The organism is Ruminococcus sp. (assembly GCF_017650195.1).
Lineage (GTDB): Bacteria > Bacillota > Clostridia > Oscillospirales > Ruminococcaceae > Ruminococcus.
Genome location: NZ_JAGCFH010000003.1, coordinates 1 through 13,779, shown reverse-complemented (window position 1 = coordinate 13,779; position 13,779 = coordinate 1). Strand labels below are relative to the sequence as shown.

Annotated in this window: 10 protein-coding genes; 7 read left to right on the top strand and 3 right to left on the bottom strand. The window is 43.8% G+C overall.

All coding sequences use genetic code 11. The features are described from left to right. Positions 1 to 284: 284 nt before the first annotated feature. Positions 285 to 752, bottom strand: coding sequence for a TspO/MBR family protein (locus J6U00_RS00115; protein WP_296577357.1), 468 nt, complete (start codon positions 750 to 752; stop codon positions 285 to 287). A 264-nt stretch (positions 753 to 1,016) separates the two neighbouring features. On the opposite strand from J6U00_RS00115, the gene J6U00_RS00110 reads away from it, so the two are divergent. Both J6U00_RS00110 and J6U00_RS00105 read left to right on the top strand, forming a co-directional pair. Next, positions 1,017 to 1,583 carry a sigma-70 family RNA polymerase sigma factor gene (locus tag J6U00_RS00110; protein ID WP_296577355.1) on the top strand — a complete coding sequence of 189 codons (567 nt, stop codon included), beginning with the start codon at positions 1,017 to 1,019 and terminating at the stop codon, positions 1,581 to 1,583. A 13-nt stretch (positions 1,584 to 1,596) separates the two neighbouring features. Then, the gene (locus J6U00_RS00105) at positions 1,597 to 3,486 is read left to right on the top strand and encodes a hypothetical protein (RefSeq protein WP_296577353.1); all 1,890 of its coding nucleotides are present in this window, start codon (positions 1,597 to 1,599) and stop codon (positions 3,484 to 3,486) included. A 79-nt stretch (positions 3,487 to 3,565) separates the two neighbouring features. On the opposite strand, the gene J6U00_RS00100 is transcribed toward J6U00_RS00105, so the two are convergent. After that, on the bottom strand, positions 3,566 to 4,693 hold the full coding sequence (locus J6U00_RS00100; RefSeq protein WP_296577350.1) for a sugar-binding protein: 1,128 nt from the start codon (positions 4,691 to 4,693) through the stop codon (positions 3,566 to 3,568). 369 nt (positions 4,694 to 5,062) lie between these two features. Continuing rightward, positions 5,063 to 7,774 (bottom strand): leucine-rich repeat protein, encoded by a 2,712-nt coding sequence (locus J6U00_RS00095; protein WP_296577348.1) that lies wholly within the window; start codon positions 7,772 to 7,774, stop codon positions 5,063 to 5,065. Positions 7,775 to 7,969: 195 nt separating this feature from the next. Between J6U00_RS00095 and J6U00_RS00090 the strand changes: the two genes are divergently transcribed. The 5 genes from J6U00_RS00090 to J6U00_RS00070 all read left to right on the top strand — a co-directional run. Beyond that, on the top strand, positions 7,970 to 8,554 hold the full coding sequence (locus tag J6U00_RS00090; RefSeq protein ID WP_296577346.1) for an accessory gene regulator B family protein: 585 nt from the start codon (positions 7,970 to 7,972) through the stop codon (positions 8,552 to 8,554). Beyond that, positions 8,551 to 9,276: a LytTR family DNA-binding domain-containing protein gene (locus tag J6U00_RS00085; protein WP_296577344.1), complete on the top strand. Its 726-nt coding sequence runs from the start codon at positions 8,551 to 8,553 to the stop codon at positions 9,274 to 9,276. The genes J6U00_RS00090 and J6U00_RS00085 overlap by 4 nt, the downstream gene beginning before the upstream one ends. 3 nt (positions 9,277 to 9,279) lie before the next feature. Then, a complete protein-coding gene (locus J6U00_RS00080; protein ID WP_296577342.1) occupies positions 9,280 to 10,599 on the top strand; it encodes a sensor histidine kinase in 1,320 nt (439 codons plus the stop codon). A gap of 170 nt (positions 10,600 to 10,769) precedes the next feature. Then, a complete protein-coding gene (locus J6U00_RS00075; RefSeq protein ID WP_365717565.1) occupies positions 10,770 to 10,925 on the top strand; it encodes a cyclic lactone autoinducer peptide in 156 nt (51 codons plus the stop codon). Positions 10,926 to 11,859: 934 nt separating this feature from the next. Then, positions 11,860 to 13,779, top strand: a 1,920-nt coding sequence (locus J6U00_RS00070) for an HAD-IC family P-type ATPase (RefSeq protein WP_296577340.1), incomplete at its 3' end; no start/stop codon positions are given.

The window sequence follows — 13,779 nt, the reverse complement described above, 5'->3', positions numbered from 1 at the left end:
TATCCCAAAAATTAACAACCAATTATTCCTACGCGTATATATTTATATATAAAAATATTATCCCAGCTAATCGATAATACTGTACGTAATATCAGTGCCTTAATCTACACAATATTATTTCTTCTGATTCAGCACTGTTTTTAAAGAACCTTTAAGATAAATTTATTAATTATGACTGCTTGTAACCTCACTTCTTCTCATTGCTGAAATTAGCAAAAAAATATCCCCGGCAGAGAATAAAAAGCTCCATCGAGGATGTATATTTCAAAAGCAGCAAATACGTGCTATTTCAGCACCAATACGCCTATTGTAAGGTAGGCTGCAAACCCGGTCCATAAAAGATAAGGGATATTAAGATAGGCAGCTGCTTTGCTGATGCGGTAAAACGAGAGCATCATAGCTGTTATGAATATCAGCATAGCGATAACAACAGCTGTAGCTCCCTCGAGAGACCGCAGACCGAAAAACACCGGAGTCCACAGGAAATTCACAAGAAGCTGAGCGCCGTACAGCATAAGAGCTGTTCTGCGCCGCTTATCGCCATTGTTCAATATAAGATAAGCCGATATGCCCATAAGCGCATAAAGTATGCTCCATACCACAGGGAAAAGCCAGCCCGGTGGAGCCAGCGGAGGCTTCTCAAGCTGCTGATAAAATCCGGAAAAGCCGCCGCCGGATATCAGCGCCGACAATACTCCCACCAGTTCGGTACCGACTACCAAAAGAATAAGATCCGTCCATTTTATCTTCATTTATTACCACCTCTTCCGATATATTATATGCAGAAAAAAGTGTTTGATACCATAAAATATTATATATATCTCCCTTTTTAGAGGGACAGTTATTGACAAACCAGCAGTTTGATGATAGATTATTAATGCGGCAATTTCATAAAAAAACCAGCTTACAAAAATTTTTTCTGATTATTTGTGACACTTCTGCCGATACGGTCGAATGTTATGTATGAAAGCACGATATCCATGGAACACTTTCAAAACACCGGGAGGATGAAATATATGACGGGCAAAGAATACTGCAGACTTTACAGAAAGTCTCGGGATAAGGCTTACGATGCCTTGTTTGAAAGCTACTGCAATTACGTTTATGCTATAGCCTATAATAAATTGAGAAGCGTTGCTTCAAAAGAGGATATAGAAGAATGTGTCAGCGATATATTCGCGGACATATTCTTCGGCTACGATACGGAAAGCGAATATGAAGGCGACATGAAAGCTTATGTTAGCACAGTCGCAAAGCACCGCGCTATAAGCGTTTATCGCAGTATCACAGCAAGGCAGAGCCATTTCTCTGACTGCGACGACGAAGAGCTTATCAATATAAGCTCAGGCAGCGATATGGAAACCGCTTCGGATATGGCAGAAACACGCAGTATTCTCATAAGCAAGATCTGCGATCTCGGCGAACCCGATTCTACGATCCTCCTCCAGAAGTACTATTACGACCGATCTTCTTCGGAGATAGCGGATATGCTTTCGATGAAGGCTTCAACTGTGAGAATGAGAGCAGCAAGAGCCTTGCAAAAGCTTAAGAACACACTGGCAGCAGCCGGTATCACTATGTAAGGAGATGCGGAATATGAAAGAGAATCGTGAATTTGATATGCTTGAAAATGCAGACGACAGAACAGTAGAGTTCCTTTCAGAGGTCCCTGTTCTTACAAAGGAAGAAAAAGAGAGGATACTGGCTATGAGCAAGAAAAAGCTGGACAAAATGAACAGAGAAAGACATATAAAAGTTAACGACGACGACTATCAGGTAAGCGGCGTTGAGCGCTACAACAAGCCAAAGTGGCAGACCTTTGCCTCCATCGCAGCCTGCCTGCTCCTTGTCGGCGGTATCACAGGAACATTCATGACCCTTAACAAGGTAAAGCCATCTGGCAACGACCCCCTCGAAAGTGCGAGCTCCTCGGTATCAGCCACTTATGCTGAGGAAGATCTCAACAAAATCGCAGGAGAGCTTTTAGACAGATATGACGGGATATTAAGAACCTCTTACGGCAAGCCCGTAATCATAGAGCTCGACCCGAACGACACACAGAGCATCGATATCTATGAAGGCAATTACGCGGAGTATCAGAGAGTTACAGGCGAGTTTGACTCACAAGACAAGCTTATGAAGTATTTCAGAGATACTCTCACAGATAATCTGCTTCTGGACTATGAAGCACAGTGCTTCAAATACAAGGGAAGCGAGCCAATATTCAAAGAAATTGACGGCAAGCTATATTACAGAGCTTCAGATAATCCCACAAAAATCACACATATAGAGTATTCAGTTGAAAACTATAGTGGCAGCAGTTTTGATATAAAGGTTGTCGACACTATCGGCGGCTATAACGGCGATATCACTGGCACTAAGACAGGCACATTCCACGTTGTTTCCGAGGACGGAAAGTGGAAGCTCAGCAGCTTTGTCTACTTAGATAACGAAAGGACCATTGAGCCTCCTACAGAGGCTCCCACATCTCTGGAGGGCACAGAGCTTGACGCGGCTGTAGCTCAAAAGACACTGGGTGGACTGGAATACAGAGACGGTATCCTGTCAGGCTGCGCCGATATAGAGACCGACCCAGAGGATGTGATATCCTTTCCCATGAGTGGAGGTGGGACCGCAGCTTACCACAGAGTCACTAGCGGATTCAGCAGTATTGAAGATCTAAGGGAATTTGTAGACAGCTGTATCGCCGGTCCGGAGCTCACCAGCTATTTCAGCTTCCTCTATGAGGATAGCAATGAGGATCTCCCCATGTTCAAGGAGATTGACGGAAAGCTCTACTACCGCGACTACGTAAGGCAGCAACGCTATCATTTCACAGGCGATCCCATAGTTATCAGCAAGAACGGCGATACCTACGATGTGCTTATAGAAAATGAGGTCCCCGGCGGAACAGAAACACTGAAAGCTACCATAGTTATCGACGACCTTACATATAACGTAGGATATATCGGATACCCTGAGTCTGAAAATGTTTCCGTCAGCTATGACGCGTTGGCTGTAGTCAGGCAGGCACAGGATAACATGAACAATGCCATTGGAGCCGCCTGCGGCAATATCGCTGCGGATAAAACAGACCAACTCACAAAGGACGCTGACGGTCCAGGAAACGTCTGCATCTATTCAAAAGTAAATGATTTTAAATCCATAAGCGCTATCAAAAACCTCATATCAGAGCTGACCTGCGGCATATTCGAGACCAACCTTATCGAAGAAAATCTTATGCCAAGAGTTGAAACAGTTAATCCTCTTTACATCGAAGAGGGCGGATCGCTCTATGTACGAAGCGACGCCGACCGCGGACGTCCGGATTTCGACTTCACAGATGAGATCAGCATTACGGAATCAACAGATAAAAAGATCACAGCCCATACGGCATACGTATACGCAGGCGCAAAGCACGAAATAATCATTCACCTTGAGCTCGAAGACGGTATATGGAAGATATCCGGCTACGAGTACGCATAACTCAAAAAACTGCATAAATCAAAATATCCCGAAGACAGGTCAGCATCGTGACCTGTCTCCGGGATATACTTTTTCGTTGTTATTCCTTCATGATCTGTTCAAGGTATTTATTTTCCTGATCCCACTGATAAAGTCCGGAATTGACCATTACCTGCAAATTTTCTTTAGTGATAACCATAGGTCTTAGCAGATAGGTCTGTACAAACTTGACATCGTTATAGTATGACTCGCTGTCGTAGGTAACGTCTACTGCAAGGGAGTCCACAAGCTTTCCCGTAGGCACCTCGCCGTTGAGAATTTTCTTGCAGACCTCCAGCGCAACGCTTGCTTCATCGCGTATATTCTTAAATATCGTCATGGACTGCTTTCCGTCTACAAGTTCTTTAATATTGTTGACATCGCCGTCCTGACCGGTCACAATAGGCTGTGAATTCACCTTATATATTTCGTCCAGAGCCTCAAGTGCGCCCAAAGCAAGAGAATCGCTTGCACATATCACAGCATCGAGCCTGGTATCAGAATAGTATTTGTTCAGACGCAGCTTCAAGACATTCTTAGCTACGCCAGTATCCCAGCGTGCTATGTACGTCTGTGCCAATGTCGTCATACCTGAAGGTATAATGACCTTTCCGGAAGCGATATAATCCTTGAGCACCTCGTAAGCGCCATCATAGACATATTTTGAATTGTTATCTGCAATATCACCTGAAAGAAATTCGATATTGAATGTGCCCCTTGAATTGTCAAGGTCAAGCTTGTCGCGGACGTAGGAGCCCTGCATCCTTCCGACTTCCTTATTGTCAAACGTAACATAGTACGTAACGGCGTTTGTATTCATTATAAGGCGGTCATAAGCGACAACGGGTACCTCCTTTTTCTTTGCCTCATCAAGAGAGGCTGAAAGAGATTTGCCGTCAACAGCAGCGATGAGAAGAAGATCAACATCTTCATTGAGCATACTGATGATATCATTATTCTGACGGGCACTGTCATTATCTGAATATACAAGCTTAACTTCATAGCCTGATTTTTCAAACAGGGACTTGAGATAATCTCCGTCGCTGTTCCATCGTGGAAGCTTAACGGAAGGCATTGCGATACCTACGGTCTTTTTGCCGCTCCCTTCCGGAGACTCCTTCTTTCCGCCGCAGGCTGTCATGCTGACAAGCATTACTGCTGACATCACCGCAGCTATAATTCTTTTCATATGAGAATTCCTCCTTAATCTTGTACCCCCGGACCAAATCCAAGGTTTCCCCCTATCTTATCCAATACATACTTTTGTAATATAATTATAATTTAATAACATTTCGGTGTCAACATATCAAACCATATTTTTGCAACAAAATGTATAAAAACCTACTTAATTTACAATGTTTAATATTCAAAAAGCTGTCTGATATGGTGATTTTCACTTAAATTTTATGCTCCTCTTTGTAGGAATGGAGAGCTGGAACGCTGTCCGCATGTAAACATTGCGCAATACATAATGCATCATATGTGATGTATCGTCCTTGATTTTCATGTAAAAAACGATCCCGAAAGCAATATCCGGGATCGTCTTATTTACACTGTCTTACTGTGTTATCAGTGCTTTTCTGTACCTAATTAGATCGAATACATCAGTTTTTCCGTCGCCGTTAAGGTCAGCGGATTTAAACTGCCGCTCAGTGAGTATATATTTGCCTGAGAGATACTTTTTCATGATTACAAGATCGCTCACACTTAGCTCTCCGTCGCCGCTGAGGTCTCCATTTATATAGTGTCCTTCATCGGTGATCTCAACGAATTTCCTGTTGTAAAGCTCCGCATAAGTCTCTGCTGTGGAGCCCTTATAGCCGTGTATGACCACATCATCAAGCACATCGTCATCCCTGAACAGCCAGCCTGGCATAGGAGATCTTGTGATATTCGATATCTGTGGAAGTCCATTGCTCGCAGTGAAGTCATCAAATCTGCTTTTTACGATATATTTTGCAGGTATGGTATTTTCTCCTGTTTTTATCACACATCCCGGATCGTAGATATATATATCCTTCATTTTGTATGCGTTCTTGAAAGCATCATAGCCTATAGTATGGCAGTATACGTCGGCTCTTTCAAGATCACCACTATTGAGATTTATCATTTCCCAGCTCATTTTAGTAACGGTCGCAGGGATAGAAACAGTACCAGATATGAACACCGTAGCGATCCCCTCGGTATCCTCCCTGATCTCTGCTTCCTCTACGCCACTGCCTGATACCAGCCATTTGCCGATATATCCGCAGTTGTTCTCGTATTCCACAGCCGGAGTGCCTGTAAATGCATTATAGCCGATCTGGTTCACGCTGTCTGGAATAGCTATATCACTGAGAGCCGAACACATAAAAAATGCTTCAGGTCCGATGATATCAAGATTTTCGGACATTCTTACAGAGACAAGCTGCATAGAGCCCATAAATGCTCCCTCTCTTATCATCTCAATGCTGTCTGGCAGGACGAGCTTCTTCACGTTAGCAAGGAAGCAGCCTGCTCCCTGAGCTATAATCTTAATACCATCTGGAATTATTATATTCTCACTTGTATAGAAAGATGGTATACTTATGAGCTTTGTCATTTCCTTGTTGTATACTATACCATCAACGGAGCAAAGATAGGGATTATCCGCACTTACCTCGTAGTATTTGATATTATTTTCAATGATATCGCCCGTTCCGATACTCTGTATCGTCTCGGGAAGATACACCTTGTACTTCTGGAATGAAGCCTGGATATTGTCACGGAAACCTGTTACGGGAACTCCTTTTATCTCTCTGGGGACAGTGATCTCTGACTTAAGCATCTTATTATCCGAGATCATGGCTATTGCACAGCTACTGTCATATATCCAGAATTCAAGGCCAGTCTCTGCCTGATAGTATATCTCGGGTCCCACATTTGCCGAGGCTGCCGGAAAAGGTTCAAAGCATCTCCTGTACTTTAAAGCATATTCCTCGGCAGTAGAACCGGACAGACCGCATATAACGGTATCGTATTTATATTTCCGGCTAAAGGGAATAGTATCATATATCTCTAATAGAGCAGCGTTTACCGCTTTCTTCAAATTGGATGCCAAACGGTTTCCAATCTCTATTCGACAGCTTAGCATAGTGGAATAATCAGATTTTTCACTATTTACTTTTTTGGAGGAGCTCTTACTGTCACCCTCTTTCCAGTATGGGAAGAAAGTGTTTTCCGAATCTGCTATGATACAGTCGGAATTATATATATTTATCTCCTTTGCGTTCACTACCAAACTAATGTCCGGGACAACAGGACAGCAGAGATCCACTCTTTCTATGGGAGCGTCTTGTCCCACGGCAAGGTATCTTCCGATGTGTACGCAGGAATAGGGTACCGAAAGTACAGAAAGCTTTTCTGCGTCGGAGAACAGATAATCAGTAGTTCCAACGGTGCCGGTCCTTATGTAAGCCTCTTCGATATCACTGTCACAGCCTACAGCCCATTTATCCACGTAGTATATACCATTTTCGTTCTCAATACAGCCGGAACCCATGAAAGCGTCATTTGAAACGCTCACAACAGCCTCGGGTATATATAGTTCCTTCAGAGATGGGCAGCCTGCAAAGGTAAAAGCTTCTATCTTTTCCAGTTTCTCCGGAAGAGCGATGCTTCTGAGAGAATCACAGCCGAGAAAAGCGGCTTCGCCTATAATACCTAAGCTCTCAGGGATAACCACCTTTTGCAGACTCTTGCAGCAAAAGAAAGCATAAGGTGCTATCTCCGCAGTCTTATCAGATATCACCACCTCTGTGATATCGCTCTTTGAAGGGCAGGCAAGGAGCTCCTTCATATCCTTTGTGTACAGAACTCCGTCTGATACCATAAGGTATTCACTGTCCTCCGGAACCGTTATCTCCGCGATGCTTTCCTCTGCGAGCTCGCTCCAGTCGAAAGCGCTGATATTCCTTGAAAGGTTCAGCTTCCTTAGAGAGGTACACTCCGCGAATGCGTCCGCACCGATTCCTACTATGGGCAAGCCGTTCACAGTCTCAGGAACAGTGAGCTCAGTGATACTGCCGTTATCGCTTGGGACTGCCTCCTTAAGAGAAGCGTAACCACTGAACATTTCGAATACGTATATCCCATCGGTGACGGTACTTTCCGGGTTGTCAAAACTATAAGCCAAATCGCCGCCAGTCTCCGCAGCTGTGACAGCTTCCACCTGAAATACTGCTGGACAACTGCTGACAGCCATTCCGAACGCCACAGAAAGAGCAACTATCGATGCTGTTATATTTTTCATTATGATCCCTCCCTGATACATTGATTATCTCTTATTTTATAAAAAGAGCCCTGTTATTATAGTTATTATATAACATTTCACCCCTTTCAGTCAACACTTTAGGCATTATATCTTGACTTTGTGCTATGTTTTGATATATAATAAAGGGATAAAAGACACGGGAAACATTATTATAGCTGAATAAGGAGCAGAATTATGAATAAAATGCTTGACGCAATTATGAACAAGCTCCTGCAGCGCGGCTTCGTAAACGACGAAAACGCCGAAATCGTCCGGTTCGGACTGGAGCTTATCATAATGAAAGTTGTCATTTCTACAGCGATGATAGTAGTTGCTGTAGCTTTGAACAGCGTACCCGAGGTACTGGTCTTTATGGCCGTGTATGCGCCTCTTCGCAGTAACTGCGGAGGCTATCATTCAAGATCGCGCATCGCCTGCTTTTTCTCGTCTATAATCTTACTCACGGCAGTTATAACCGCGATAAAACTTATACAGGACAGAGGATCTGTTTACTTTACAGCGGCATTCCTCTGTACAGGAACGGTGCTCATACTTATTCTGGCACCGGTAGACACATGGACGAAGCCCTTCGACTCCGTTGAACGCGTTGTTTTCAGACGCAGATCTCTTATCGCAACTGCTGCTGCATTAATTATATCATCAGCGCTCGCAGTATTCGGGCTTCAAAACCTTGCTCTGTCAGCTTCCTGCGCGGTACTTATGACAGGTGCCATGCTGGCAGCGGGCAGACTCGCCAATAAAAAAGGAGCGGTCACATGATTAAAATCGCAATATGCGATGACGACAAATCAGTAATAACTTCTATTAAGGAGGCTATAACTGATTTCGGCGCCGCCAACTCAGTTGAGTTTGAAATTCACAGCTTCAGCAGCGGTGAAAAGCTTGTGGAGAGCGAGCTGAACTTCGATCTTATATTCCTCGATATTGAAATGAGCGGTATCGACGGCATAAAGACCGCAAAGCTGATCCGCCCCACGGCAAGGCGTTCGAGGATAGTCTACGTGACTAATCACTCAGAACTCGCCCTGCAAAGCTATTCCGTACATCCCTTCGATTTCGTGGTGAAGCCCTTCAAAAGAGAGCGTATCACCCATGTGCTCGGTGAGCTTATGAAATACCTCGCCGATACTGCCGAGCCAGAATCGGTAATACAGCTCAAGGGTATGGACGGACCTTTGCTGCTCAATCTCAAAAACATATACGTTTTTGAGTATACCGGCAACCGAAGGATCACAGTATACACCAAATCGGAAACATACTGCATAAAAGGCAGCCTTTCCGAAATATTCTCGCTTATTGACTCCGAGAGCTTTACTTCTCCTCACAAAAGCTTCATCATTAATATGGAACACATCGATAAACTATCAGGCTTCACACTATATACTACCAATGGGATAGAAGTCCCGGTCGCACAAAAGAAACTGAAAGAATTCCACAACGCTTTTAGCAGCTTTATTAAAAACTATATCAAACAGGAGTAAATCATGGTTCTTTATCTGATCAATCTGGCTGCCGCTATAGCCACATATACATACGCAATAATAGCTTTCGAAAAACTATTTTCTGAAAAACACACTCCTCTTTTTATCAGGATATTATTTCTGCTGACTGTATCGCCCGTAAAGGCGCTTATACAAAAGTTCAGTCAGGACAATAATATGCCAATTATCAATGCGGTCAGTACATTTCTGTTTCTGTTCATACTTGCAACAATATTCAATAAAAAGCCTTCTCTGAGAGTCTCCGTGTATGTTCTAGCTTTCATCGCTATAATGGCTATAGTAGAAGCCCTTACAATGAATATACTCGGAAGGATCACAGGAATCGAAATTGATATGTTCAGGTATAAAGACGAGATATGCATGGCATGCGCGAACATTTTTGAATGGATATTCATGCTTGTGATAACTAAAGCGTTTATAACCATAGTAACAGAAAAAGGACTGTACAATGTTCGCACTAATGAGCTTTTGATGTTCATGGTGCTTATCATAGGCGAGATCGTTCTCTTCGGCTTTTGCCACGACTTCTTCGTATCATCCGAGACAAATGCTCCGCGATATACTATAATAGTTTTACTTGCCATTATTTTTGTATTTGATCTTTATCTTACCTATGTTCTGCGCAGAATATCTCAGAGCTACAGAATGGAAAAGGAACTCGACCTTCTCACCCAGCAGTCACAGCTCCAGCTAAACGCATACAAAGCTCTGAACGAGAAGTATACAGCCTCAAGACATGTTATCCACGATGTTAAAAAGCACCTTGCTTCCCTTGACGGTCTCATAAACGACAACAAGACCGAGGAAGCCAAGCACTATAAGGAGCTCCTAACCTCTGAGCTCAACAAGCTCATACCGAGATTTGAGTGTGATAATGCCATTCTCACAGTTGTTATCAATAACAAAATGGAAGCAGCTGACAGAATGAACATAGACTTTACCGTTGATTCGGAGTATACCGAGATAGACTTTATCTCAAACCTCGATATTACAGCTATCTTTTCAAACCTCCTCGACAACGCCTTTGAAGCCTGTTCGGAGCTCCCCGAGAAGAATCGCCATGTTTCTCTCTCCATAAAGCGTCATAACCATTTTGTTTTCATTCTCCTTGAAAATACCTGCGGTAAAGTCATTGCCGACAGCAAAAATCATTACCAAAGTACAAAAAAAGACCATCAGGGCATAGGTATGTCGAATATAAAAAATGCCTGCAAGAAGTACGATGGCAGCTTTAATGCCCATACAGAAAACGGGCATTTTATCACGGAAGTTCTTATTCCAATACCCGATTATGCACTTTGATTAAAACCGACCGTATAGAGGTCGGTTTTTTATTCGTTTCGGACTAAAAATGCAAATACGCGGCGTTTAGTGCAAAGTTATTGACTTTTCGGAATTTATAAATATAATAATACTTAGGCGTCGTCCAGAAAGTGCCCGCACTATCATTATATAGGAGGGATCTCATTTTTATGAAGAAAACTCGGCACACTGTCACGGACATTATAATGAAAACTATCGTAGCAAAATCAGTAAAGGCAGCAGAGCAGAATGCCAATTCAGCTTGCTTCTTTTGGCATCACCAACCTACTCCCCCAAAAGATCTAAAAAAGTTCAGAAAATTTTAAACAATAGTTTACATAAGAAAAGCCTAACCTCTATCCATAACAATACTCTAAACTAAAAACACTGAAATGCCGATTATTTCTGATGCGTATTTGTTATCTGATACGCGGACTATCAACGATCTTACCATTACTGATTAAGTAACCGCAACAATTGATCCACATAATTGCTACAATCGATCCACACTATCACAATAATCGATCTACACAATCACAATAATCAATCCGCACAATCGCAATAATCGATCCTCACAATTGCAAAAATCGATTCTAAAAATCCAAAAAAACTGACGCTGTAATTTTTCTGCCAAACGATCAGACGGACAGACAAAATGATCGCGCAGTCACTTTCTGGCGGCTAACCTAAAAAGCGGGCACATGATCAATGCTACTGCGATCATAAATGCCTGAACGCTTGATCGAAACCACATCTTCTCTAATACATCATATCCAAAAAGCGGAAGCGGAAACTGCCGGAGATTCCTTCCGGCAGGAGCCTCTTTCGTCCCCCCCAATCCCCATGATGATGATCATTCGTATGGAAATACTAAACCGGAACAAACAATGAACATATGACGCTTTCAGATCTCTCTTAAAAAAACCATCTCTAAAAAACGCTTGAAAGAAAAATTAGCAATTCAGAATTTCCATTCAGTTGCTTGTTTCGAAGTAAATCATACAGTGATTTTTCATAAAAGGGAGTACCGCTTCAGCTCCCGAAGCAAAAGAGTCCATTCCTGATCAGAATGGACTCTTTTGCTTTTATTTGTATCGGCAAACAGCTTCACCGTTTATACACCGTATTATCACTGTATCATCACCATAGCATCTTGACTTTTTTCACGGTAAATGATAAAATATTATCTGTTTAGTACTGTTATAATGTGGAATACGCCGCATTAAATCACACGGTGCTAACGGATATTGGAGGAAAAACATGAAACACTATCTTGAATCCACAGAATCGGTCCTTAAAGAAGTTGAAAGTTCGGCTTCCGGACTTACTGCAGAAGAGGCTGCAAAGCGCCTTGAAAAGGTAGGTCAGAACAAGCTCGACGAGCCTCCCAAGCCCACTCTGCTTGCAAGGTTCATAGAACAGTTCAAGAACCCTATGATACTCGTACTTATCGCCGCAGCAGTAATATCTGCGATCACGGGTATAATTTCCGAGGGCAAGCTTGAAGCGGACGTATTTATTATCCTGTTCGTTGTTTTAGCCAACGCCGTTCTCGGAGTATACCAGGAAAACAAAGCGGAATCCGCCATTGAAGCTCTGCAGGCTATGAGCGCCGCACAGAGCAAGGTATACCGCTCCGGCGAAATGATAGTAATACCCAGCTCGGAGCTTGTTCCAGGAGACGTTATAGCTCTCGAGGCCGGCGACAACGTACCTGCGGACTGCCGTATACTCGAAGCTGCTGCACTTAAGGCAGAGGAATCAGCACTTACCGGTGAGAGTGTTCCCTCAGAAAAGGACAGTGATATCCTCACAGGCGAGGAGGTACCTCTCGGCGATAGAAAGAATATGCTCTACATGGGAAGCAGTATCGCCTACGGACGTGCTGAAGCTGTAGTTGTTGCAACAGGCATGGAGACCGAAATGGGCAAAATCGCAGGCGCTATCGCAAACGCCGACGACGATGAGACTCCTCTCCAGAAGAGTCTCGACCAGCTCAGCAAGATACTCTCTATTGCAGTACTTGTTATATGTATCATCATTCTTGGAATAAATGTTTTACAAATGCTCGTAAAGGAAGGTGCGATAACTCTTCCCGGCTTCCTCAGCTCATTCATGATAGCTGTCAGCCTTGCAGTTGCTGCTATCCCAGAGGGACTTGCAGCCGTAGTTACTGTAGTACTTTCCATAGGCGTTACCAATATGTCAAAGCGCGGAGCTATCATACGCAGACTTACTGCCGTTGAGGCTCTCGGCTGCGCACAGGTTATATGCTCCGACAAGACAGGTACTCTCACACAGAACAAAATGACTGTTGTCCGCGAGAATACAGAGGATATACCACTTCTTGCAACAGCTATGGCGCTCTGCTGCGATGCTGTTCTCAACTCTGACGATACTGTTGCAGGCGAGCCAACAGAGGCCGCTCTCGTAGCATACGCAAACAAGTGCGGACTTAAAAAATACACTCTCGAAGCTGATCATCCTCGTGTTGCAGAGGCTCCCTTTGACTCCATGAGAAAGATGATGTCCACGGTACACAAGACCGACAATGGCTATATTCAGTACACAAAGGGCGCTCCCGATGAAGTACTGAAAAACTGTACACGTATGTACAAGGAGGGCGGAGTACGTATAATGACGGAATCCGACAAGCTTGAGATACTCCGCAGAAACAAGGAAATGGCAGATCAGGCGCTCAGAGTTCTTCTTGCGGCTTACCGCGAGTACGACGAGCTCCCCTCTGATACCTCTCCCGAGGCATTGGAGCACGACCTTATATACATAGGCATGACAGGTATGATAGACCCTGTACGTCCCGAAGTAAAGGACGCTATAGGTCTCTGCCGCACTGCCGGCATACGTCCTGTTATGATAACAGGCGACCACAGGGATACAGCAGTTGCTATCGCCAAGGAGCTTGGCATACTGGGCGAGGGCCAGCAGGCTCTTACAGGCGCAGAACTCTCAAAGATACCTGACGATGAGTTCAATGCCCATGTTGAGGACTACAGCGTATACGCAAGAGTTCAGCCCGAGCACAAGGTGCGTATAGTAAACGCATGGCGCAAGAAGGACATGACCACAGCTATGACAGGCGACGGCGTAAATGATGCTCCTTCAATCAAGAGCGCTGATATCGGCGTAGGTATGGGTATCACAGGTACAGACGTAACAAAG

What these genes read in the sequence shown, in the direction of transcription:
- J6U00_RS00115 (WP_296577357.1), bottom strand. Translation starts at nt 752, where the DNA reads ATGAAGATAAAATGGACGGATCTTATTCTTTTGGTAGTCGGTACCGAA.
- J6U00_RS00110 (WP_296577355.1), top strand. Translation starts at nt 1,017, where the DNA reads ATGACGGGCAAAGAATACTGCAGACTTTACAGAAAGTCTCGGGATAAG.
- J6U00_RS00105 (WP_296577353.1), top strand. Translation starts at nt 1,597, where the DNA reads ATGAAAGAGAATCGTGAATTTGATATGCTTGAAAATGCAGACGACAGA.
- J6U00_RS00100 (WP_296577350.1), bottom strand. Translation starts at nt 4,693, where the DNA reads ATGAAAAGAATTATAGCTGCGGTGATGTCAGCAGTAATGCTTGTCAGC.
- J6U00_RS00095 (WP_296577348.1), bottom strand. Translation starts at nt 7,774, where the DNA reads ATGAAAAATATAACAGCATCGATAGTTGCTCTTTCTGTGGCGTTCGGA.
- J6U00_RS00090 (WP_296577346.1), top strand. Translation starts at nt 7,970, where the DNA reads ATGAATAAAATGCTTGACGCAATTATGAACAAGCTCCTGCAGCGCGGC.
- J6U00_RS00085 (WP_296577344.1), top strand. Translation starts at nt 8,551, where the DNA reads ATGATTAAAATCGCAATATGCGATGACGACAAATCAGTAATAACTTCT.
- J6U00_RS00080 (WP_296577342.1), top strand. Translation starts at nt 9,280, where the DNA reads ATGGTTCTTTATCTGATCAATCTGGCTGCCGCTATAGCCACATATACA.
- J6U00_RS00075 (WP_365717565.1), top strand. Translation starts at nt 10,770, where the DNA reads ATGAAGAAAACTCGGCACACTGTCACGGACATTATAATGAAAACTATC.